General features: G+C 56.3%; 17 protein-coding genes and 1 tRNA gene. 9 read left to right on the top strand and 9 right to left on the bottom strand.

The features are described from left to right. Positions 1-9: 9 nt before the first annotated feature. From FMF02_RS10485 to FMF02_RS10475, 3 genes are all read left to right on the top strand, one after another. Positions 10-2,790 carry a carboxypeptidase regulatory-like domain-containing protein gene (locus FMF02_RS10485; RefSeq protein WP_026074781.1) on the top strand — a complete coding sequence of 927 codons (2,781 nt, stop codon included), beginning with the start codon at positions 10-12 and terminating at the stop codon, positions 2,788-2,790. 103 nt (positions 2,791-2,893) lie between these two features. Then, the gene (locus FMF02_RS10480) at positions 2,894-3,913 is read left to right on the top strand and encodes a DUF5689 domain-containing protein (protein WP_141413106.1); all 1,020 of its coding nucleotides are present in this window, start codon (positions 2,894-2,896) and stop codon (positions 3,911-3,913) included. 381 nt (positions 3,914-4,294) lie between these two features. Continuing rightward, complete coding sequence (locus FMF02_RS10475; protein WP_141413105.1) at positions 4,295-7,630, top strand: fimbrillin family protein; 3,336 nt, start codon at positions 4,295-4,297, stop codon at positions 7,628-7,630. A 233-nt stretch (positions 7,631-7,863) separates the two neighbouring features. On the opposite strand, the gene FMF02_RS10470 is transcribed toward FMF02_RS10475, so the two are convergent. The 8 genes from FMF02_RS10470 to sufB form a co-directional block, all read right to left on the bottom strand. Continuing rightward, positions 7,864-9,762 (bottom strand): TonB-dependent receptor, encoded by a 1,899-nt coding sequence (locus tag FMF02_RS10470; RefSeq protein ID WP_141413104.1) that lies wholly within the window; start codon positions 9,760-9,762, stop codon positions 7,864-7,866. A 2-nt stretch (positions 9,763-9,764) separates the two neighbouring features. Next, complete coding sequence (locus FMF02_RS10465) at positions 9,765-12,755, bottom strand: tetratricopeptide repeat protein (protein WP_244611568.1); 2,991 nt, start codon at positions 12,753-12,755, stop codon at positions 9,765-9,767. 325 nt (positions 12,756-13,080) lie between these two features. After that, the gene (locus FMF02_RS10455) at positions 13,081-14,193 is read right to left on the bottom strand and encodes a BT_3928 family protein (RefSeq protein ID WP_019129849.1); all 1,113 of its coding nucleotides are present in this window, start codon (positions 14,191-14,193) and stop codon (positions 13,081-13,083) included. Next, a complete protein-coding gene (locus FMF02_RS10450; RefSeq protein ID WP_141413102.1) occupies positions 14,186-14,881 on the bottom strand; it encodes a nucleoside/nucleotide kinase family protein in 696 nt (231 codons plus the stop codon). Before FMF02_RS10450 ends, FMF02_RS10455 begins: the two co-directional genes overlap by 8 nt. A gap of 261 nt (positions 14,882-15,142) precedes the next feature. Next, positions 15,143-16,360, bottom strand: a complete 1,218-nt coding sequence (locus FMF02_RS10445; protein ID WP_141413101.1) for an aminotransferase class V-fold PLP-dependent enzyme — start codon at positions 16,358-16,360, stop codon at positions 15,143-15,145. Positions 16,361-16,362: 2 nt separating this feature from the next. Then, a complete protein-coding gene (locus FMF02_RS10440) occupies positions 16,363-17,181 on the bottom strand; it encodes a SufD family Fe-S cluster assembly protein (protein ID WP_141413100.1) in 819 nt (272 codons plus the stop codon). Next, on the bottom strand, positions 17,181-17,936 hold the full coding sequence (gene sufC / locus FMF02_RS10435) for a Fe-S cluster assembly ATPase SufC (protein ID WP_141413099.1): 756 nt from the start codon (positions 17,934-17,936) through the stop codon (positions 17,181-17,183). The genes FMF02_RS10440 and sufC overlap by 1 nt, the downstream gene beginning before the upstream one ends. Positions 17,937-17,959: 23 nt before the next feature. Continuing rightward, positions 17,960-19,402, bottom strand: a complete 1,443-nt coding sequence (gene sufB / locus FMF02_RS10430; RefSeq protein WP_019129854.1) for a Fe-S cluster assembly protein SufB — start codon at positions 19,400-19,402, stop codon at positions 17,960-17,962. Positions 19,403-19,605: 203 nt separating this feature from the next. Between sufB and FMF02_RS10425 the strand changes: the two genes are divergently transcribed. The 6 genes from FMF02_RS10425 (at position 19,606) to FMF02_RS10405 (ending at position 23,366) form a co-directional block, all read left to right on the top strand. After that, positions 19,606-20,193: a hypothetical protein gene (locus tag FMF02_RS10425; protein ID WP_019129855.1), complete on the top strand. Its 588-nt coding sequence runs from the start codon at positions 19,606-19,608 to the stop codon at positions 20,191-20,193. Positions 20,194-20,405: 212 nt separating this feature from the next. Next, positions 20,406-20,497 (top strand) — tRNA-Ser (locus tag FMF02_RS10420). A gap of 169 nt (positions 20,498-20,666) precedes the next feature. Further along, positions 20,667-20,852: an IS1/IS1595 family N-terminal zinc-binding domain-containing protein gene (locus tag FMF02_RS14075; protein WP_418390865.1), complete on the top strand. Its 186-nt coding sequence runs from the start codon at positions 20,667-20,669 to the stop codon at positions 20,850-20,852. Between the two features lie 442 nt (positions 20,853-21,294). Then, entirely contained in the window at positions 21,295-21,612 is a 318-nt protein-coding gene (locus FMF02_RS10415) for a hypothetical protein (RefSeq protein ID WP_141413098.1), read from the top strand. Positions 21,613-21,750: 138 nt separating this feature from the next. Then, positions 21,751-22,746, top strand: a complete 996-nt coding sequence (locus FMF02_RS10410; protein ID WP_141413097.1) for an AAA family ATPase — start codon at positions 21,751-21,753, stop codon at positions 22,744-22,746. Next, positions 22,743-23,366, top strand: coding sequence for an HNH endonuclease (locus FMF02_RS10405; protein WP_141413096.1), 624 nt, complete (start codon positions 22,743-22,745; stop codon positions 23,364-23,366). The genes FMF02_RS10410 and FMF02_RS10405 overlap by 4 nt, the downstream gene beginning before the upstream one ends. Before the next feature lie 582 nt (positions 23,367-23,948). Here FMF02_RS10405 and FMF02_RS10400 read toward each other — a convergent pair. Continuing rightward, the gene (locus FMF02_RS10400) at positions 23,949-24,215 is read right to left on the bottom strand and encodes a hypothetical protein (RefSeq protein ID WP_141413095.1); all 267 of its coding nucleotides are present in this window, start codon (positions 24,213-24,215) and stop codon (positions 23,949-23,951) included. Positions 24,216-24,572 lie beyond the last annotated feature (357 nt).

Raw genomic sequence — 24,572 nt, 5'->3', positions numbered from 1 at the left:
CGATTCATTATGAAAATAAAGCATTTACTCACATTGCTTCTGACGATGGCGACGCTCCCTGCCCTCGCACAAGGCAGCGGCATCAAGGGAAAAGTCGTCTCTCGCGGCGACCGCGCGGCCATCGAGCAGGTGAAGATCACCCTCACCCCCGGCGAACGACAGGCGACCTCCGACGCCGAGGGGCGGTTCCGGTTCGACGACGTGGCTTCGGGCGACTACACCCTCACGTTCGAAGCCGACGACTACGAACCGCTCGAAATCAAGGTTCGCGTGGACAAGCTCACGAAAGACGTCCGTTCGATCGCGCTGGTACCCGTCTATACCGAGGCGTTCGACGACTCGATCTTCGCGGAGTTCGACACCGAGACGGCCAACGACACGCAGTCGCTGCCCTCGTCGCTCTCCTCGTCGAAAGACGTCTTCAACAACATCGCCTCCTACAAGTTCGGCGAGATGCGTTTCAACCTGCGCGGTTACGATTCGCAGTACACCAACGTCTATTTCAACGGCATCCGCCTCAACGACGCCCTGACGGGCTACACGCCGTGGTCGCTATGGAGCGGTCTGAACGACGCCACGCGCAATCAGGAGAATACCACCGGTTTGCAGGCCGCCGACTACGGACTGGGCGGCATCGGCGGGACGACCAACATCAACGCCACGGCCTCGCAGATCCGCAAGGGTCTGCGCGTGAGCCTGGTCAACGGCAATTCGATGTACCGTTTCCGTGCGATGGTCTCCTACGCCTCCGGTCTGCTCGACAACGGCTGGTCGTATGCCTTCTCCGTATCGACGCGACAGGGCGGCAACGACTGGGTCAACGGCATCTACTACAACTGCTTCGGCTACTACGGATCGGTGGAGAAACGCTTCAACGAACGCAACCGGCTGGCATTCACGATCCTCGGCGCTCCGACCGAGCGCGGCGCGCAGCAGGCTTCGACGCAGGAGGTCTACGACCTGGTCGGCAACAACTACTACAATCCCAACTGGGGTTATCAGGACGGCAAGAAACGCAACGCCCGCGTGCGCAACAACCACGAGCCGCTGATGGTCGTCAACTACACCAACACGCCCGACGACCGCACGAAGATCGACGCAGCGGCCTCGTTCCGCTTCGGTACGAACGGTTACTCGGCCCTCACGTGGAAGGGCGGTGCCGACCCGCGTCCCGACTACTACCGCAACCTGCCCAGCTACTACATGGCCAACAACCAGTTCTCGAATGCGGCCCAGATCGCCGAGCTGTGGCGTACGAGCTACGACACCCGTCAGATCAACTGGGACCGGCTCTACGACACCAACTACCGCGGCGAGATCGACGAAGGGACCTACGGCGCCGGACACCGCTCGAACTACATGATCGAGGAGCGCCACACCGACCAGCTCGACCTGAACCTCACGGCGCAGATCGCCCGCACGTTCCGCGACAATTCGCGCCTCGTCGCAGGCATCCTCTACCGCTGGAACCGCACCGAATACTACGACAAGGTGAAAGACCTGCTGGGCGGCGACTACTGGGTGGACATCGACAAGTTCGCCGAGCGCGACTTCGTGGGTGAGGAAGAGAAGCAGAACGACCTCCACTACTACTACGAGCACGGCCACGCCCGCCGCGTGGAGGAGGGCGACAAGTTCGGTTACGACTACTACGCCAACATCCGTCAGGCCAAACTATGGGCGATGTACAACTTCAACATCGCCGGACTGGACGGCACGATCGGCGGCGAAGTGGGCCAGGTGACGATGTGGCGCGACGGCCGCTACATGAAGGGCACCTACCCCTCCAACTCGTTCGGCAACTCCGAGGCGCTCGACTACTTCACCTATCAGGCCAAACTGAACCTCGCCTACCGCTTCTCGGCGGCGCATTCCGTGGAATTCAATGCCGTGGCGTTGCAGAATGCCCCCACGTTCCAGAACTCCTTCATCTCGCCGCGTACGCGCAACGAGGTGACGCCGGGTCTCAAAGCCGAGAAAATCTGGGGCGTCGACGCATCGTACAACCTCAGCTACCGCGGCATCAAGGCGCGTCTGTCGGGTTACTACACCATGATCCACGACCAGACCGACATCATCTCCTACTACGACGACCTGCAATCGACGTTCGTCAACTTCGCCATCAGCGGCATCGACAAGAAGTTCTTCGGTCTGGAATTCGGTATGACCGTTCCGCTCTACATGGGTCTCAGCCTGAACGGGGCGGTAAGCGTCGGGCAGTACACCTACGACTCGAACCCCACGTTCGTACAGCTGGCCGACAACAGTTCGAAAATCCTCTCGGACGTCGACAGCAGCATCGTCTACTGGAAGGACATGCGCGTGGAGAGCACGCCGCAGACGGCCGTCAACGTCGGCCTGTCGTACCGCAGCGACAACAACTGGTTCGCATCGGCCGACCTGAATTTCTACGACAACAACTACCTGTCGATGAACCCGCTGTTCCGCACCGACGAGGTACTGCGCGCCGGAGCGACCAACGCCGAGACTGCCGAGATGATCCGCACGATGCGCGCACAGGAGAAATTCGACTCGGCCTTCGTACTCAACGCCAGCCTCGGCAAGAACTGGTACATCAAGCGCAACTACACGCTCGGTTTCAGCCTCGAAGTGAAGAACATCCTCAACAATCAGGATATCAAGACGGGCGGCTACGAGCAGATGCGTCTGAACAAGATCAAGGCCGACGAGTCGAACACCAGTCTGGTGACCTCCTACGAACGGTTCGATCCGAAATATTTCTACATGTTCGGGACGACCTATTACCTGAACGTCTATTTCCGTTTCTAACGGCTGACCATTTCGTCAAACCGAGCGCAGAGCCGAACGAAGTCCGGGATATGCCGAGGCGGGAAATGGCACATGAAAACAAACGAATTAAAGAGCAAGAATTATGAACAACATCCTGAAAATAGCCCTGACGCTCGCCGTCGGAATCGTTCTGGCCGGTTGCTACAACGATTTCGACAATCCGGCGCCGGCAAAGGTCTACACGGACAAGGACTTCACGGAGACGGGCGCCGAGATCATTTCGATCAAGGACCTGAAAGCGAAATTCTACGAGAAATGGGGCCATGACGCCAACGGTCTCGGCCGCCGCGTGGTGATCGAGGACGACGTCGTCATCAAGGGCAAGGTCATCTCGTCCGACGCCGAGGGCAACGTCTACAAGTCGCTCTACATCTACGACGGCGAACAGGCCATCGAGCTGCGCCTCATGAACGACAACTACGTCAACTATCCGCTGGGACAGATCGTCTACGTCAAGGCGCAGGGGCTTTCGCTGGCCAGCTACCGCTATATGCTGAGTCTGGGTGCCGCGCCCGCGCTCGAACCGGACGGCACCTTCCCCAACGACACTCCAAGCGAGCACGATTTCTCGGCTTCGGGCAACTCGAACATCCCCACCACGGAGATGGTTCAGCAGTATGTCTACCGCGGCGAACTCGACACGATCACGGAGGCCGACGTCACGGTCGTCGACAAGGACAACTACAAGACCGTACTCAACGACGACCTGCTGGGCTGTCTGATCCGTTTCGAGGGGCTTCGCAGCAGCTATACGACCGTCGACAGCAACACCTACCCCAACTATCTGGAAAACGTCAACGGCGTCTACACCAACAAGTACTATCAGGACGAGGGGCTGCCGATCACGTGGGCCTACAATTACGACAACACCAAGTACTACGGCTCGTCGCTCTTCACCTACGAGACGACACCCACGTCGCTCGAATCGGGCAGCTACGTCGTCCGCGTCAGCGGCTATGCACGGTTCGCCCTCAAAGAACTGCCCGCCGACAACGCCATGGTGAACATTACGGCCATTTACACGAAATACTCGTCCCGCACGGGCGGGTTCATCACCTACCAGCTGCTCGTCAGCAGCTACAAGGACATCGAGGAGCTGTAACTCCCGACGTCCGCTGTCAACCGAACCGGAAGCTTTCCAGCTTCCGGTTTTTTCGTTTTTCGGCCGAGAAGACCGTTCATCCCCATAGATTTTTAACAATCAGTACGGTTTTCGAAGCATTCGACAAGAAAAAAGTCGAAATTCGGAGCGAACGAAACGACTTTTTCAGTAACTTCGCAGTCGTATACAACACTTTAATTTCTACACACATGACTACTAATAATTACAAAACCCCGTTTCAGCAGGGGGGGGGAAATTACGAAGCCCCGGAGCTGACAATCGCAACCGTATCGATTGAAAAAGGATTCGCGGCCACGGAACCCAACTCCAACGCGCCGCTCGAAGACGAATCTTACGAGTAACCGAAAAAAGTTTCCCGTCATGAAAAGATTCGTCCAATTTCTGGGAGCCGCGACTCTGCTGCTCTCCTTTACCCAATGTTCGGAAGACGCGACGACCGACTCCGCACCTTCCGTACAAGGTTCCGTCAAACTGACCGCATCCATCAACGAAACCCGAACCGAACTCTCCGGCAACGACGTCCTCTGGAAATCGAACGACCGCCTCGGACTGTTCTGCGGTACGAAATTCGTCAACGCACCCTTCACGACGGCGGCCGGCGGCACCACTTCGGCCGATTTCACGGGCGATCCGACCGATCCCTCGGGTTCCGAGGCCGAGGTATTCTACGCCTACTATCCCTATTCCGCCCATGCGGTGCTGGAAGGCAGCGTCGTATCGGGACTCTCGATCCCCGCTGTGCAGACCTTCGCTACGAAAAGCTTCGCCACCGAACTCTGCCCGATGGCCACGTCGGGCGCCGATTACAGCCGTCTGGCATTCCGCACGATAGGCACCGTACTCAAATTCCAGGTGACGGGGCAGAAGAACGTGACGAAAATCGAACTGACCGGCAACGACGGCGAAGCGCTGGCCGGCGATTACACGATCGATTTCGTCGGAGAGACCCCCGAAATGAAGTTCTCCGGTACGGAGACGACGCTTACGCTCACCTGCTCCGAACCGGTTGCGCTGAACGACGCCTCGGCGACGGAGTTTTATTTCGTGCTGCCGGCCGGCATCGAGTTCACGAAGGGTATCACCGTAAAGGTATACACCGACGACAACGCCGAACCGATGGTCAAAGAGTACGCCTCACCGCTCACGACACGCCCCAACAAGCTCGTAACGGTCAAAGCGTTCACCTATTCGGTTCCCGTCACTTCGATCGAGGAAGCCAACGAAGCGTTGTCTAAGGGAACGTCGGGAGTGACGATCACCTCCACGACCGACCTGACGGCACCTTCGACCCTCGAAATTCCCAATGCGTTCGGACACGGAACCTCCACGTCGGTCGAGATCGAACAACCCGTTTCGACCGACCTGACGATCTCGGAGAAGACGACTTCGGACAAGGAGCTTCCCGAGACGCTCTCGGTGGAGATGGAGACCACGGCTTCGCTGATCGTCGACACGCCCAACCTGACCGTTTCGCTCGAAGGCACCTATACGACCGTCGAAGCCACCACGGCCGAAAACACGCTGATCGTAGCCAAAAATACGGTCATCGAGACGCTGACCGTCAAAAAGGGAAACGTCAAGATCTACGGAACCGTCGGGGAGATCGTCAATGAAGGGACGGGCAAGATCATCCGCTGCATCGACGCCCAGGATGAGGTCGAACGCACGCTTGCCGACACCCGCTGCGACCATATCCTGATCGAGAAACCTGCCGGAACGCTCGATTTCGGCGGAGGAACGACGACCAAGCAGGTCTGCGTCGAAGCCAGCGTGACGATCGCCAACCTGATCGTATCGCCCGAAAAGGAGCACCCCGTAATGGTCTCCGGCGACAACGTCAAACTGACGCTCGACGGCGTGAAACTCGTCTGCAACGCAGCGAAAACCTATGCCGTAAACTGCCTGGACGGAGCAAATCCCGACGTAACCCTTTCGAACTCCGAAATCATCGCACTGGGTACCGACTGCCGTGCCGTCAGCGTCGTCAACACCCGTGCGACGAGCGACACGTCCTACATCACGTTCGACAACACGCAGGCACGCACGTCGCAGACGGCGATCGGAAACCGCGAATACACGGCCGATGAAATCAAATATTTCACCTCGCGCGTGGCCGACGGCAACTATTATCCGCGCGGCATCTCCGTCGGCTCGACGGGCGGCAAAGTGAACATCGCCCTGCGGAACAACTCCTGCATCGAAGGATTCTTCTACGGCATCAATATCGCCGGAATCACCGAACCGGTCGACGTCGCGATCGACGACTCGCGGCTCGACGGCCGCGCCGCCCTCAACGTCCACGGCCAGAAATGCATCTTCCGCGTCAACCGTTCGACGCTCGTGGGCCGCAACTATTTCGGCGGCCCGACGGAGGACTTCGCCACGGTCGTTCTGGATCGTGCCGTCGCAACGTCCCACAGCAATACGGTGACGGTCGCCGACTCCGAAATCTACTCCTACAACAAACCGCAGACGGCGACCAACCACCAGTATTCCATCGACATCCGCTCGCTGCACAACACCGTCGAGCTGAAAGGCTCCACCCGGCTGATCGAAGTTGGATCGACGGAATACCCCGCCCGCCTGAACTTCATGGTTTGCTACGATAATTCGACGGACAACGTCATCAACGTCGATCCGGGTGTGACCGTATCTGGAAAAGAGGGGGCCAAAGTGCTTCCGGCAACGGTCTGGGACGGCAGCTCAGTTTACGCACCGGCCGCCGATGCCGACGGCGACTACCCCATTTACGAAGCGGCCGAGTTGAAGTGGATCGCCGACCAGATCAACAGCGGCAATTACCTCTACCTCGAAGCCAAGGGGCGCTATGCACAGGTTTACCTGATGAACGACATCGACCTGAACAACAAGCCGTGGACACCGATGGGCTGCCAGAACCACTCCTATACACTGAGCGGCGTCGACAAATGCGCCTTCTACGGCGAATTCCACGGAACGGGCCACACCGTCTCCAACCTCAACGTCGACATCGTTGCCGACGCCAAAGGATTCATCGGCAAGACGTTGGGCAAGGAGGCGTCGATCAAGGAGCTGACGCTGAAAAACGTAGCGATCCCATTGAACGACGATGCCGAGATTCAGGGAAAATGGGTCGGAGCGCTGGTCGGCTGCATGGGCGGCGATACCAATGTCTCGGACTGCCATGTCGAAAACGTGACGATCCACGCCCCGGGCATGTATCGCATAGGCGGGCTGGTCGGCGTATGGACGAATACCTCGCGGCAGAATGCGACGGCGACGGTCGAGAACTGTTCGGTAAAGGACGCCACGCTCACGGCAGGATACGCCATCGGCGGTTTCATGGGTACGATTCAACCCCAGAAGCCTGCGGCGGGCTACAATACGATCCGAAATTGCAGCGTCGAGAATATCTCGATCACGCATAAAGACCAGTATTGCTGGGGAGACGACCCGAACTATGCCGCATACTATCCCGAGACCGGTCATTATTGTTACAGCTCGGCACCCTTCGCCGGCGACGTGAACAACGTCAATTTGGAAAAATGTACCGTCGGCGGCTCCTGCACCATCGCCGATGCCGACGGCCACAACACCTACATGTCGGCAACGTGGACCAAACTGCCCTACATGGGCGAAGTCGGCGGAAACGCCTGCATCGACGGCGTGAAAGTTTCGGCCGACCCGACGCCGGCCGAAGGCTACTTCACGAAGTAAATCCTTCCGGCGAATCGATCGAAAATCCCGCATGGAATCGTCCATGCGGGATTTTCATATCCAAAAGACAACCGCTGTCCGGCAAACGGCACTCCTGTCCTTGCGGACGTTCCGTCGCCGATTGCCGCCCCGAATCGCAACGCAGACCGTCGGGGTATCCGTAAAACCGCCCGTTGCCAAACGTCACCGCCTGTTTTACGCCCTCTCCGGCCCCGTGCAGGCATCGCCGCCGCTCAGAACTGCAACTTCACGCCGGCGGTAAAGCCCACGCCGTAATCGCGGTAATAGGCCCAGTCGTAGAGCTTCGCATCGCAGAGGTTGCGCCCCTCGGCGAAGAGCGTCACTTTGCGCGAAAGGAACCAGTTGAACCGCGCCGCAAGGTCGACCGTGACGGGGACTTTGAAATCGTAGAGGCCGATAACGCGACGACCGAGGTTCAACCCTGAATCCGAATCCGGCTCCGAGGGTTTCTCGTTGACGGATGTATAAGTCGTCCAATGGCGCACGCTCTGCATCTGCGCCTCCACCTCCAACGACACCTTACGTGCACGATACTCGCCGCGCAGACGCGCCGTCAGTTGCGGACGACCGTATGCCAGCGTATATGGCTGATTATTATTGTAGTAGACATTCTCCGCCCCCTTGAACGAATGCATATGCAGCTCACCGTCGAACGTAAAGCGGCTCGACGGCCGCCATGCGAATTCGGCATTGAGCGAAAGATCCTTCAAGGTCATCGCATAGGGGATGTAAAACGACATATAACCGACATCGGCCCGTTCGTCGCGAACGTTATTCGGGATGAAACGGGCAACCCACTGCAATGCATTCTTTTCGTGCGTATAACCGACATAGAGATTATAGGAGAAGCGGCCGTGTCCCGCTGCACCCTTGATACCGCCCGCCACGCGATGCTCCTCGGTATTGGGGACGATCGACGCCGGATTGACATAGGGATTCAACCGGCTCAGCGTCCGCATATCGTTGCGGCGCACCTTGCCGGTCAACTCGGCATAAAGCATGAACTTGCCGTCGGCCGGATCGTAGGCGATCGAAGCGGCAGGGAGGAACCGGTTCTCATGTTCGGTCTGCGATTCCTTGTACACCGCGTGAGGATCGGAGAGATCGCTTCCGACGACCTTCTCCTGCTCCGCTCCGTCGCGCACATAATCCAACCCGACAGACCAGCGGAGTTTATCGTGCCGGTAGGCGTAATGCAGTCCGAAAAGCAACTGTGTCGAACCGTAACCGAGCATATTGCGCCATGCACCGTCGAAATCGGCTTTGAACTCGAACTCGTGCAGACCGAACGCCCTGGCCAATCGGATACCGCCGCCGCCCGACAGTTCATGATAACGGTCTCGATCGACTCCCCAGTCATAGTAAACCGGCTGCATCTGCAATACGTTCAGAAAATATCCGCCGCGCAGTTCGACGTTGAAGTTGAAGCGGCTCAGGTCGGTGAAATCGTCGCCGATGCGCACATGGAGCATGGCGTCGTCGTAATGCTGCCGATCGTTGGACACCTTGGTGAAGGGATAATAAGACGCCGCACCGTCGTTCCCGTAACGAGTACACAACGCCTCCGCCCCGTCGAACCCATAATTATGGTAGACGCGGTTCGTCAGGTCGAGTTTGCCTTCGAGCAGACGGCGGCCGAGATACTTGCCCGCCGCGGCGCCCATGCGGTTGTGCATCCGCCACGAGACAGGGCGCACGCCGAAATCGTTGCGGATCTCGGCCCAGTCGCCGGTGTGATTGAGGTAGCCGACGGCGTAGCCCGTACCGGGATTCTGCGTCGAGGCATAGAGATCGAGCACCGAGTTGAGCGGCGCTCCGGCGCCGACTTTCAGATAGAGCGGCCGCGGACGGTTGAACTCCCAGTAGGTCACCGTAGCCGGACGGAACGGCTCGGTCGAGAGGTTGGTCGCCAGCGCCGACGGCGTGACGGTATAGTCGATTTCGGGCCGCAGACGCACCGTATCGGTCATATCAGGCACGATGGGCAGCTTGACGGCCTTCGACACCTCGGGAACGTAGGTCTTGGTCACCTCGACCTGCTTGGTGACCTGCGCCCGCAGCGGCACACCGCAAAACAGCACGGCGGCAGAGAGGATAAGAACTCTTTTCATGGCTATTTCTTCAATTTTTCGATCCGCGCCTTCGCCTCGGCGACGATGCCGTCGTCGGCCGGCGAATATCCGTCGACGATACTCTGATAGGTAGCTCGCGCCTGGAACGAGTCGTCGCGTCCGGCGTAGATGTCGCCCAGGGCGATATAGGCTTTCGCCACCCAGTAGGCATGGGGCGAACCCTTCTCCGCGAAGGCGAAGATCAGCGTCTCCGCCGCGGCCGCATCGCCTCCGGCCAGCGTCGCCTCGATCACGCGGTAGGCCGACTCGGCACCCTCGGCCGTTTTGACCTCACGGCTCAGCTCGCGGTAGAGCGGCAGCGCCTCGGCCTGCTTCCCGCCGCGCCGCAGGATCGTCGCACAGGCGAATTTCGCCTCGCGCTGCGCCGTCGTGCCGGCATCGGGCAGCGTCTCCACCTCCGCGGCGGCGGCCAGCGTCGCCGCATCGTCGCCTCCGGCCTCCACCGAGCGGAAGTAACCCGTCGCAGCGGCGGCCCGCTCGTCGGCGGTCTGCACGACGTCGTACAACGCACGGTAGGCCTTCGCGGCTTCGGCGTGACGGCCTGCCTCGGAGGTCAGCTTCGACAGCGTACCGAGCGTCCTGGCCGAGTACTGGTTGGTCGGGCGGGCGGCCAGCTCGCTCAGCGTCTCGATCGCCGCATCGGTCTGTTTCGCTTTAAGATGGCAATCGCTCAGATAGAAGAGCGCATCGTCGGTATAATACCCCTTCGGATAGTTCCGCAGATAGCTTCTCAACGACTTCTCGGCGGCAGCGGTATCGCCCGAAAGGTAGATCTTGCGCGCTGCGGCGAACGACAGCGAATCGCGCGCCATGACGCTCGTATCGCACTCCACGCCGGCCTTCTCGGCGTAGGCGAAGTAGCCGTCGACATTGCCGTCGGCCACGTAAATCTCGCGAATGCCCTGCAAGGCGTCGCGCGCCGTGGCCGAACCGGGCGCCGACTCGACGACGCGCTCGTAGCAGCGGCGCGACAGCTCCGGCTGACCCAGATTGAGGTAAGCCAATCCCAGATCAGAGAGCGCCGGCGTGAAGAAGGGCGAATGGGGATTCTCCTCGACGAACTTCGACAACACCTTCGCACCGTCGTCGTAGCGCTCCGCGGCAATATAGGTGCGTCCCAGTTCGTAGGTGGCGTCGTCGACGTAGTCGCCCCGGTCGGCGGCGATGATTCGTTGGAGTGCCTCGATCTTCTGCGGCCCGCGGTCGAGAATGCCCAGCGTCACGGCACGCTGGAAATCGGCGTAATATTTCTCGTTCGTGCCGACGGCCGCCGCCTTTTCGTAGGTCGCCAGCGCTGCGGAGAACTGCCGCAGCGAGTAACGCGCATCGGCCTCGCGGTTGAGCGCATCGGCCTTATAACGGTCGGCCGCGGAATAGAGCTGGTTGAACCGAGCGAACGAGGCATAGGCGTTCGACATGTCGCCCCGATCGAAATAGCAATAACCCAAGTTGTAATGCGCCTTGGCGTATTCGTCCTCGGTGCGAGGCGCACGGTGCAGATACTCCTTGTAGCGGCGTTCGGCCTCGGCGTAGTCGCCGCGTGCGAAGGCGATCTCGCCCAGCCAGAACCGGGCCAGCGCCCCGTACTTGGGGCTGACGTTGATCGCGGCCGACTCCGAGAGGCTTTGCGCCGCGCCGTCCAGATCGCCGCGCGAATAGGCTTCCAGTCCGCGGAAGTAGGCGATTTTCTGCAACGCCGCACGCAGGTTGCCATCGGGCGAAGGATAGTGTTTGAGCGCCGTGTAGGCCGCTTCGTAATTGCGCGAATTGTAGTAGGCGGCGATCAGCAGCTCACGCGCCTGCACGGCGCGTTCCGACGTCGGATACTGCGCGATGTAACGGTTCAGCACGTGGATCGCCTCGTTGAAGAGGCCGCCGCCCAGTTCGTACTGCAACTTGCCGTAGTTGAACAGAGCGTCCTCGGCGATCGCGGCGTCGAACGCCTCGTTGGCCGCCATGGCGAACGACTGCATGGCGCGCTGCTTGTCGCCGCCGCGCAGATAGCAGTCGGCCAGATGATAGGAGGCGTTCTGCGTCAGCGCGTCGTCCGCTCCGCAGACCTGCTGCAAACAGGGCCGCGCCTCGTCGTAACGCGCCTGCCGATAGAGACTGTAACCCAGCAGGTAGTTTTCGTTGCGCCCCATCTCACCGCCGCTGCGCCGATAGGCGTCGAGGAACTCCTCCGTACGCCCGTAATCGCCCAGATGAAACCACCCCTCGGCCACGATACGCTCCAACTCGGTGCGGCGTTCGCCCGCCGCACGGTCGATGAGCGAGCCGCCCGTCGTGACCACATAGCGGTAATTACCCTCGTTGAACTCGATCTGCAACAGATAGAACGGCGCCACGGCGCCGTAGGCCGCCGAACGGCTCAACTCCGTAAATCCGGCTCTGGCCATGGCGTTGTCGCCCCTAACATAGGCGATATAGGAGATGTAGTAGAGCGCATGATCCGAATATTCGCTCGGCGAGGGGATGCGGCGGAAATAGCGCAGCGCATCGTCGTAATCGCCCTGCTGGAAACGGATGTACCCCATGCGGATGTCGTACTGCTGGCGGTGTTCGGGCGACAAGGTTGCGTAGTCGACCTTGCCGAAAGCCCGCTGCGCCTCGTCGTAACGCCCCGCCGTACACAGAAGCGACGCGAGGGCGAATTCCACGTCGTTGACATGGACCGATTCGGGATTCCGCCGCAGGAACTCGGCGAGCCGCGCCTCGGCCCCCGCCTCTTTCAACTCCATGGCGCACATCGCCATGTAATAGTCGGCCTCGACACACAGCGACGATTCCGTCTGCGGAACCGCACCGCAGACTGCGGCGAACTCCTCCCTGGCATCGGCCCAGCGCCCCAATGCATAGAGCTCGCGCCCCCGATCGAAATGGGTCCGGCCGCCGGACGTCAGCACCGACGCATCCGCCCCGCACCAGAGGCAGCCCAGCGCCGCGATCAACACTATCACTCCTTTACGCATCGTTCGATTTCATTGAACGGCATCCCCTTCCGCCGGCACCGGCCGGCGAGGCTCCGCCGGATAAAACAATAGGACAAAGATACGAATAAGCGAGGGCAATGTCAAATTTATTTGAACATTGCCGAGCGGGAGTATCTTCGGCGTCAGCCAAAGATACGAATAAGTGAGAGCAAATGCAAACACAGTTTGCGATTTGCCGAGCAGGAGTATCTTCGGCGAAGTCAAAATAAGCTTCTTTGCAGAGAATCCCTAACGGAAACAGCTCGAAAACAGAGCGGGGCCGGCAAAATATGCCGGCCCCGCAATCGTATTTCAGTACACGCCGTCAACGGATGTCGCGGCAGTTGCGTTTCTCCACGATCGTGCCGTCGTCGAGCACGACCATTCCGTTGAAGGCGCGCAACATGGTTTTGAGCGTCGTCGCGTCGATATTATAACAGCGCACGGCCGCACTTCCGGCGAACGAACGATAGGTCACGCCGCGGAGCCGTTCGGGCGTGAGGCAGACCGCCAGAGCCCCTTCGGCCGCAGCTCGCTCCACCACGCCGCGAAAGCGGCGTTCACAGGGAGCGTCCAACCCCTCGGAATCGGTGATACAGAGCATGTAGACCCGCCCAGGGCGAGTCAGCAACGACTCGGTGGCGTCGCCTTCGGCATCGCGCAACGAGAACTCCGAGAGCGTGGGATCGACCTTCGGCTCGTCGAGCTCTTCGGTACGGGTATCGACCCACTCCCAACGCCCGGCATCCTGCCACTCGGTATCGTCGAGCGAAAATTCGTGCAGACGCCCCGTCTGCCGGTCGCGATAGATCAGCACCGTCTTCCCCGCCTGCGGCCCGGGGTCCGCCGAATAGGCGTTCATCGCCTCGTAGATATTCACCCCCACCTTGAAGGGTCTGAAATCGATCAGCGGCAGATGCGCATAGCAGTAGATGCCCAGCCCCATGGCCAAGGAGAAGAAGAGCACGGTGCATCCCACCTCCGCCTTCGAGAAGGCGAAGATACGGTCGCGGCGGTAGCGCCACCAGACGACGACCGACAGCGGCAGCAACACCAGATTTTTGGCGAACGTCTCCCACGGCGTGAGCTTGACGGCATCGCCGAAACAGCCGCAGTCCTCGACCGGCAGCCACGTGGCGCTCAGGAAGGTCAGCACCGTGAAGAAGATCATCGAAGCCAGCGCGAAAATCGAGATCAGCCGGATGCGCACCTTGAAAAGCAGCATGAGCCCCATCATCAGCTCGGCGCCGCACAGCCAGATCGAAAAGCCGAAACGCAGACCGCTCAGCGATTCCAGCCCGTAGATCGAAAGGTACTCCTGTATCTTGATCGCCGTACCCCACGGATCGACGGTCTTGACGAATCCCGAAAAGATGAAGGTCACGCCCAGCACGATCCGGCAGGCATGGGACAACCATTTGAAAGCCCTGTTACGCATCGGCGGCAGCGTTTAGGAGCGGGGCGAGCGCCGCTTCGATTTTCGAAAAGATCCGTTCGGGCGTCTCCATCGAGCCGTCCGGCGCGCAGCAGTCGACGACGCGGAACGCCGCATCCTCGCGCGCGGCATCGAGGTAAACCCCGCGCACGCGCTGTTGCAGATCGAGCGACGCCTCGTGGATGTCGTGCGCCCCTTGCAGGTAATCGCGGTCGCCGCCCTCGCGCGCCTGCGTCAGTTTGCGCTCGGTGAACGAAAAGGGAACGTCCAGAAACAGCGACACGTCGGGACGCGGGAGCCGGTAATAGCCGTACTCCGTATCGAGAATCCAGCGTTTGAGCGCACGGCGTTCCTCCTCCGACGAGAGTTTCGCGCACTGGAACGCCACGTTCGAATAGACGTAACGGTCCAGCACCACGGCTTCGCCCGACGCGAGCCACTGCCGGATCTCAGCCGCCGCATCGCCCCGGTCGCCGGCGAAGAGCAGCGCCACCAGATAGGGATCGACCGCCTCGACGGTACCCAGTTCGCCGCGCAGGAAACGGGCGATCAGATCGCCGAAAACCGGCGCGTCGAAACGCGGGAAATGGAGGTAACGGCACGCGACGCCGCGCCGTGCGAAAAGCTCCTGCAACATGCGGATCTGGGTCGACTTGCCCGCTCCGTCCAATCCTTCGAGTACGATAAACATAAATTCAGGCAGTAGATTTATCTTGAATTTTTTTCGTCCATTTCCCGCCTCGGCATAGCCCGAACAAGTTCGGCTCTGCACTCGGCTTAACGAAATGGTTGAATTTCTTTCTTCCATTTCTCGCCTCAGCATAGCCCGAACAAGTTCGGCTCTGCACTCGGCTTAACGAAATGGTTGAATTTCTTTCTTCCATTTCTCGCCTCAGCATAGCCCGAACAAGTTCGGCTCTGCACTCGGCTTAACGAAATGGTTCTTTCGCGCTCAGCGCAACATCCTCACGGCACGTTCGACGCCGGCTGCAAGCGCATCGATCTCCCCGCGCGTGTTGTACATCGCAAGCGACGCCCGGCACATGCCCGGCACCCCGTAATGGGTCATCACCGGTTCGGCGCAATGCTGGCCCGTGCGCACGGCGATCCCCAGCTTGTCGAGGATCATCCCCACATCGTAGGGGTGCGTCCCCTCGACCGTGAACGACACGATCGCGCATTTGTCGGGTGTCGCGCCGTAGATCCGCAACCCGTCGACGGCCGAAAGCCGTTCGGCGGCATAGCCCAGCAACTCCCGTTCGTAAGCCTCTATCTCGGCCGGATCGAACTGTTCCAGGTAACGGATCGCCTCGCCCAGCCCGATCGCCCCGACGAAATTGGCCGTGCCCGCTTCGAATTTCAGCGGAAGCGGCGCATAGGTCGTCCCCCCGAACGACACCCGATCCACCATATCGCCGCCGTAGAGGAACGGAGGCATCGCATCGAGCAGTTCGCGCCGCCCGTAGAGCACGCCGATACCGGTCGGGCCGTAGAGCTTGTGTCCCGAAAAGGCATAGAAGTCGCACCCCAGCGCCGCGACATCCGCGCCGCCGTGAACGATGCCCTGGCATCCGTCCACGCACACCAGTGCGCCCACGGCGTGCGCCGCCTCCACGATCGGACGCAGATCGGGCCGTGTGCCGAGCGTGTTGGATGCCTGCGTGACGGCTACCATGCGCGTGCGGCCGTCGATCAGTCCGTCGAGTCGTTCGGTCATCAACCGTCCCGCATCGTCGAAGGGCAGCATCCGCAATTCGGCCCCCTTGCGCAACGCGACCGCCTGCCACGGAACGAGGTTCGAGTGGTGCTCCATCTCGCTCACGACGATATTGTCGCCCGCCCGCAGGAACGTATCGCCCCATGCGTAGGCCACCGTGTTGAGCGATGCCGTCGCCCCCGCCGTGAAGATCACCTCCTCGCGGTGCGCGGCGCCGATAAAGGCGCGGATACGGTCGCGCGCCGCTTCGTAACGCTCCGTCGCCTCCTCGGCCAGACGATGTACGCCGCGGTGGATATTGGCGTTCAACTCCCGATGCAGGTAATCGACCGTATCGATCACGCAACGAGGCTTCTGCGCCGTAGCCCCGCTATCGAGGTAGACCAGCGGGCGGCCGTACACCTCGGTCGAGAGCAGCGGAAAATCCGCACGTATCTTTTCAACATCAAACATTCCTACATCCGTTCGAGTTTCGCCACGATCCTCCGATAAAGTTCCTCGCAAAGCGGTTCGACGGCACAATGCGCCGCGATCGCCGCGACGAATCCCTCCATCTGCAACCGCCGTGCCTGTTGTTCGCTCAGGCCGCGCTGCCGCATGTAGAGGATCGCCTCGTCGTCCATCTGCCCCACCGTGGCGCCGTGCGTACACTTCACGTCGTCGGCATAGATCTCCAACTGGGGCTTGGCGACGATGCGCGCGCCGGTCGAGAGTTCGACGTTGCGGCTCGTCTGCTGCGCGTCGGTACGCTGCGCGCCGGGCGCCACGTAGACCAAACCTTGAAAGGCGCCGGTCGCCTCGCCGCCCGCAACGCCCTTGACGAGCGAACGGCTGCTGCAATCGGGTACGTTGTGACTGACCCGCACGCCGACCTCGCAATGCTCCTTGTCCGCAGCCAGAAACAGACCGTCCAGTTCGCTGCGGGCGAACGCACCGTCGAGATCGATGCGGTAACTCACGTTGGCACTCGTCAGCTCGGCCATCGTCACCTCGCAGAGGCTTCCGCCTTGTTGACGGATCGAGCATTCGACGAAAGCCTCATCAATAAACATCTCGACGACAGAAAGTTTCGCATTCTCACCTACATCGATGCTCAATATCGCCGACTCAGGTTTCGTGTGGACGATGACCAACCGTGCCCGATCGCCCTTACCCACCGCGACGGCATATTCCGTCGGGTCGAGCAACGTATAGACCGGTCCGTCGACCAGCGCAGCGCGTTGGCCGCGCAACGCCTCGAACCCCTCGCCTCCGATCCAATCCAACCGCTCCATCACGCCTCCCTGTAATCGTTGATAAGCCAGTCGTAGCCCTCCTTTTCGAGTTTGAGCGCCAGCGACTTGTCGCCCGAATGGATGATGCGCCCCTTGTAGAGCACATGCACGTAGTCGGGAACGATATAGTCCAGCAGACGCTGGTAGTGCGTGATGACCACCGTAGCGTTTTCGGACGTGCGGAGCTTCGTCACACCCGTGGCGACGATGCGCAGTGCATCGATGTCCAGCCCCGAATCGGTCTCGTCGAGAATGGCCAGCTTCGGCGCGAGCACCGCCATCTGGAAGATCTCGTTCTTCTTCTTCTCGCCGCCCGAAAAACCTTCGTTCACCGAGCGCGACATCAGCTTCGGATCGAGCTCCACGACGGCGCTCTTCTCCTTCATCAAGCGCAGGAATTGAGAGGCCGTAAGAGGCTCTTCACCACGATATTTACGTTGTTCCTGAACGGCCATCTTCATAAAATTGGCCATCGACACGCCGGGAATCTCGACCGGATACTGGAAGCCGAGGAACAACCCCAGCCGCGCCCGATCCTCGATCGACATCGCCAGCAGGTCGTGCCCCTGAAAAGTCACCGATCCTGCCGTCACGGTGAACTTCTCGTTTCCGGCCAGCACCGACGCCAGCGTGCTCTTGCCCGAACCGTTGGGCCCCATGATCGCATGTACCTCGCCGGCCTTCACGTCGAGGTCGATGCCCCGCAGGATCTCCTTGTCGTCGACCGAAGCGTGTAAATTCTTTACGGAAAGCATATTTCGTCTGTTTAAATTCTACTTTAACCTACCGAACCTTCAAGGCTGATAGATAATAATTTCTGTGCCTCGACAGCGAATTCCATCGGCAGCTTGGCCATCACCTCTTTGGCGAATCCGTTCACGATCAGTCCCACGGCGTCCTCGGTCGACAGGCCGCGCTGGTTGCAATAGAAAAGCTGTTCGTCGGAGATCTTCGAAGTCGTGGCCTCGTGCTCAACGATCGCCGTACGGTTGCTGCACGCGATCTCGGGAAAGGTATGCGCCCCGCATGCGGAGCCGATCAGCAGCGAGTCGCACTGCGAATAGTTGCGCGCCCCCTCCGCGCTGCGCGCCACCTTGACCAGCCCGCGGTAGGAGTTCTCGCTCCGGCCGGCCGAAATACCTTTCGAAACGATCCGGCTGCGGGTGTTGCGGCCGATATGGATCATCTTGGTACCGGTGTCGGCCTGCTGGAAATGGTTGGTCATCGCCACCGAATAGAACTCCCCCACCGAATTGTCGCCCAGCAGCACGCAGCTGGGATATTTCCACGTAATCGCCGAGCCGGTCTCGACCTGCGTCCACGACAGGCGGGCGTTCTGGCGGCACAGTCCGCGCTTGGTGACGAAGTTGTAGATGCCGCCGCGCCCCTCCTTGTCGCCCGGATACCAGTTCTGGACGGTCGAGTATTTCACCTCGGCGTCGCGCTCGACGACGATCTCCACCACGGCGGCGTGCAACTGGTTCTCGTCGCGCCGCGGGGCGGTACACCCTTCCAGATAACTCACGTAGGCCCCTTCGTCGGCGACGATGAGCGTGCGTTCGAACTGTCCCGTACCCTCGGCGTTGATGCGGAAGTAGGTAGACAGCTCCATCGGACAGCGCACCCCTTTGGGAATGTAGCAGAACGATCCGTCGGAGAAGACCGCCGCGTTGAGCGCCGCATAGTAGTTGTCGGTGCAGGGCACCACGCTGCCCAGGTATTTCTTGATGAGATCGGGGTAGTCGCGGATCGCCTCCGAGATCGAACAGAAGATGATTCCCTTCTCGGAGAGCGTCTCCTTGAAAGTGGTCTTGACCGACACGGAGTCCATGACGGCATCGACGGCCACGCCCGCCAGCTGCATCTGCTCCTCCAAGGGGATGCCCAGCTTGTCGAACGTGCGTTTGAGTTCGGGGTCGACCTCGTCCATGGAGCCCAGTTTGGGACGCACCCTGGGCGCAGCGTAATAGATGATGTCCTGGAAATCGATCTCCGGAATGCGGAGGTGCGCCCACGTCGGCGGCTCCATCTTGAGCCAGTGGCGGTAGGCCCGCAGGCGCGACTCGGTCATCCACTCCGGTTCGCCCTTCTTGGCCGAGATCAGGCGCACGACCTCCTCGCTCAGGCCGCGCGGAATCGTCTCGGTCTCGATGTCGGAGGTGAAACCGTACTTGTACTCCCGGCCTTCTATCTCTTTTATGATGTTATCCTGTTCTGACATACCTGTGGAAATATCATGCAAATGTACAAAAAAAATGCAGAACGTACAACGCCGCGCCGCCGGACGGCAAAAATCGCAGCGGCACGGACGGAATGTCCCGCATGGCGCGAAAAACGGGCACCCGCACGCAAAATCGCACCGGAGGATACGGCGGAACCGGAAAACTTGCGTATCTTTGCGTCTCGAAATCATCCCGAAACATTATGGATACCATCGAACGGATCGCCCGCCGCAACCGGTTGCGGGCGGAAGAGGTCATCCGCGACTCGCGGCTCGCGGAGATATGGCGGTCGGTCGGCGCCGAGGTGCGACAGGTCGGATCGCTGCGGTCGGGCCTGCTGATGAAGCACCGCGACATCGACTTCCACATCTATTCGTCGCCGCTGCGCCTGGAAGAGAGCTTCGCGGCAATGGCGCAGCTGGCAGCCGATCCGGCCGTGGGTCGCATCGAGTGCCGCAACCTGCTCGCAACCGACGAGGCGTGCGTCGAATGGCACGCGACGTACCGCGATCGCGACGGCGACGAGTGGCAGCTCGACATGATCCACATCGTGCGGGGTTCACGCTACGACGGTTATTTCGAACGTGTGGCCGACCGGATCGCCGCCGCGCTGACACCCGTGACGCGGCGCGCCATCCTGCAACTCAAATACGACACGCCCGACGACGTGAAGATCGCCGGCATCGAATACTACGTGGCCGTGCTGCGCGACGGCGTGCGCACCTACGACGCCTTCGCCGAGTGGCGGCGTACACACCCGCTCACGGGCATCGTCGAGTGGATGCCCTGACCGGCCCATACAGTCGCAGACCGGCGCAGGACGCCCCGTACCGGTCCGCACACGGTATCCTGTCGTCCTTTCTTCTGGCGGTTCGACCGCGAAACGGAATGCAAAAAAATCCCTCAGAAGAAAAAGAAACCGATTTTATTTGGTAATTCCGCATTTTTGACTTACTTTTGCTCCGCGTTTGCTGAAAGTCAGCGGCACGCATCCACAGAATCGGAGAGGTGGGTGAGTGGCTGAAACCACCGGTTTGCTAAACCGACGTGCTGGGCAACCGGCACCACGAGTTCGAATCTCGTCCTCTCCGCCAAGTTTGGTAATGTATCAGATTAGGGCATAAGATTGCAACTAACTGAAAATCATTACACGGACTTAAAGAAAAACATAAAAAGAAGACGACTTTCGGGTCGTCTTTTGTATTTTTGCGCCCACAAATCGGCTGAAAATCGGCCGAGGGTTCCAAATAAGAACCTTCATGTATCAGATTAGGGCACGAAAAAATAACTTGCAAATTTTGCGAGGGAATTTGTATCAAAAATGGCTATCAAGAGAACGGGAAACAACGCTATAAATGCAAACACTGCCATAGGAAACAACAGGCGGATTATTCTTACCAAGCCTATATACCAATCACTATTACCGTTCAATATTCGATACTTTCCTAATAATGAATCTTTTGATGTGAATACCCTTTCAATGGCTTCTAACTTTACCTCAAAATACCTTCATTTGAAAAACCTTCAAAAAAACTTAAAATTGACTATACAACTATTACATAATCAATTATATATATCAAAGAAATTGTTAAACTATATTTTTCCTATGCTTTTACTTTGATCCATTCGAAACTGTAACATTAATATTGTGCTCCCAATCTGCGAAAGAAGTGGGAGATCCATTGTCTTGATTATATAATAAGTCAATTTTCACTCTACAAAGATAATTATTTACAACAAGAACAGAGGTAAGATAGATTAATTATTTTCTACATAATAAAAGCGGTAACTATCACAACTCACAAAATATTATATACATCTTTTTTTGTGATTTCACAAAATTATTCTACATTTAGCAGACCAATTTATTTCATTATATTAATTAAGTAACATGGCTCCTTTTCGACTATATTCTGTACGTATTAACGAAAACAACATTACAACAGATAATGTAACCCTGATCTCTCCCAGACACAGTGGTGGTCGGCAAAATGAATATTCAAATTACTTCTCATTAATTATTGGTAATAATGGAACGGGGAAGAGTAGACTGCTTTGTAGCATTGCGAAACTGTTTAAACAAATTTATAAAGATAAAAATTCAACAAAACTTTTTGGTAGTAAAGCTAATTTTAACACTGTTCCCAACAAAGTAATTGCCTTAACCAATAGTTTATCTGATCATTTCCCGTTAGATAGCAGTTTTTAAAAATACCGATCTGTATATGAACGATACAACAGAGCGGATGATTTTATTAGAAATTTATACAAAGATTCAAGATACATTTATTTAGGTCCTAGAAGCAGAAATAATTTTTTCTCGAATAAGACCTCTATAAACAGAGCGTTGGATATTTTTTTCGAGTATTACTCAGAATCGGAAATTTCAGGTTATTACAGACATGTATTCGATTACCTGGATTTTGAACCGATTTTAAAACTTCAATATCGAATTCCCTATTTATTTAAACAAAGCAAACACATCTCTAAAGAGTTTCTTTTCACAAACACTCGTACGCCAATGTCTATAACAGGTCAAATTAATGAGGTTGATGAGACAAAGACACAACTCATAGATCTTTACGGACAGGAATTGGCCGATTTTTTCAATAATACAGAATTTTCCCCTGATGGATACAGAGAAATTTTAATCAACTTTTCTGCAAAGAATACCAAAAGATACACAGAAGATAAACAACAATATAACAATAATATAGCCGAGTATAGGATATTAAATATCTTACGTAAGTTGAATATTGTCAGATCCTATGAAGTCAAAGTATATAAAAAAGGAGGATTCGAGTTCAGTTTTGGAGAAGCAAGTTCCGGAGAAGCCAACATTTTATCAACTTTGTTAGCTTTACTTCCGCTATTAGAGGATAATTGTATGGTTTTAATCGACGAACCGGAAATTAGCTTACATCCAATCTGGCAGGCTAAATACATTGAATTATTGAATAACATTTTTAAACATTTTCATGGTTGTCATATTATTATAGCCTCCCATTCCCATCTGTTAGTCACAGATCTTCCTCCCGACCGATCTACGGTGATTACATTACAAAATAGAAAGAAGAATATCATATCAGAAATTATCAATGAGTCTACATTCGGTTGGAGCGCAGAAGATATCTTACTGAATGTATTTGGGCTCCCTACTTCAAGAAATTATTATCTATCCCAGGTTTTATCAAAAGGGTTGGAATTGTTGGCTGATCACAGTAGACCAAATTCTGAATTAAATGCAGTCAGACGCCAAATTGAAGAATATTTTCCGTTAATGAAAGACAACGATCCTTTAAAAAGTATTGCCGAAATCATTATAAATACGACCTTACGATGAGCGATTATATAAACAATGCATATCAGTTAACTTCCCAAGAAACTTCTTTAATAAAAAAGGAATTTTCAACCCACACGGATTGGAATAAAAAAATATTTGATCAACTAAAAAAGAACATTGTACTGCATTTGAGGAAAGAACAAGACAATAAATGCTGCTATTGTAAACACGAGTTGGGATTTGACATTAAAGATGTAGAGATTGAACATATTGTTCCGAAATCGACATTCTCAAAATTTACATTCTGTTGTAAAAACCTTGCATTAAGTTGCCCTGGATGCAATACAAAGAAAGGAACAAAAAATGTGCTTAATAAGCCTATTAAAAATTATCCGCGTTCAGGCAACGCATTTAAAATAATTCATGCGCACTACGATTCATATCCACAACACATACAAATTGATAATAAATCCGTATATATAGCACTGTCATCTAAAGGAAGTGAGACAATTACCATTTGTGAATTATTCAGGCTTAATAAAGTCGAAGACAATATGAAAAAATTCAATGCGGAACAACAATCTATATTAGCATGGCTGACTGAAGAAATACGCACCAGCAAACCTGAAGAACAAGCTGCTTTTATAAGAGAAATAAAACGACGAATACGTAATGAATAATTATATTCTTTTATTTATTAAAGTGTGCTATTACGCCACCGAATACAATCTTCAATTAAAGAATAGAAGGCTTCACCAGCCAAATACAATTAATTATTATACGACAAAAAAGCATAATCTTTGAAAAACAAGTTCTCGGAATCTGCATATCCACAGCAAAATACGTATATTTGTGTCGTTAGCAGGTTCTTAACAGATAGTTTCGGACAGCAATCCATAGCTCAGTATCTAAATCGTTACCTGACACGAGAAAAATATAGCAAGTATCTGATTACAGGACATTTCGGAGAATTAGGTTCATAACCCCTCCTCTCCGCCAAGTTCGGAGCCGACAGGCGGCAACAAAACGACAAATCCTGCAAGACAAATACTTGCAGGATTTTTCTTTTTCAGGGTATGGCTGAAAACAGCCTAAAACCGGTTCCGGAACAGGTAGCTGAACCTGAAAACCTCCGATCCCGACAGGCAACGATTTGTCCGTAATTCTCTTACTAAATATAAAGATCCAGTAAGACAAACAGCGGAGTCAGTAGTTTTACAACCCAATCGGTTACCTACGAAAAGTACATTCAAAATTTTCTTCTACTTGAAGAAGGCCGCCCCTCGGGCAAACTTCCAAGACCTGAAACCGATTCCCATGAAATCGGAGGCGTCCGACGTCCGGTCACAGAACTTGTTCGCCACCACCCGACAAGGATTTCCGCCGTCGACACCGATGGCGATCCTGAGATTTTCGACCTCATAGACGGGGTTCGCTCCGTCGGCGAAGAAGCAATAGATCCCTGCATTCCGCGCCGACACACTCCCTGCACACAGCACGATGCACGCCGACAAAACCAATTTTTCCATAGGCTTCGAAAAAGTTCCGTCCATACCCCGACGGCCCGAAAAAAGACAGAGAAGCGATGGCGCCGAAAGCTTATTTTAAGCACTGGTATCCGGAACAGTCTCGGGATAAAACAAACAACAGCCCGCGCTCATATTCACGGATGGATACGACGCGAGAAGATGTCGGCTTATTCTCTTCTCCCGTTGAATTTTCCCGATCGAACACCGAGAATAAACTTACACGTTCCGTGTTTTCAGTATACCACTGCAAATGCAGAAAACATATCCGGAAAATGCAACCGTTCTCTTCCGGTGGGAATGTACTGCATACCCACAGCTTATTGTAATCGACGTCCGGTTTATAAAAAGCCAGCCGTC

Origin of the sequence: Alistipes communis, assembly GCF_006542665.1 — a bacterium.
GTDB classification, from domain to species: Bacteria; Bacteroidota; Bacteroidia; order Bacteroidales; family Rikenellaceae; genus Alistipes; species Alistipes communis.
Note: the sequence above shows the minus strand (reverse complement) of the source record. Positions and strands in the feature narration are given on the sequence as shown.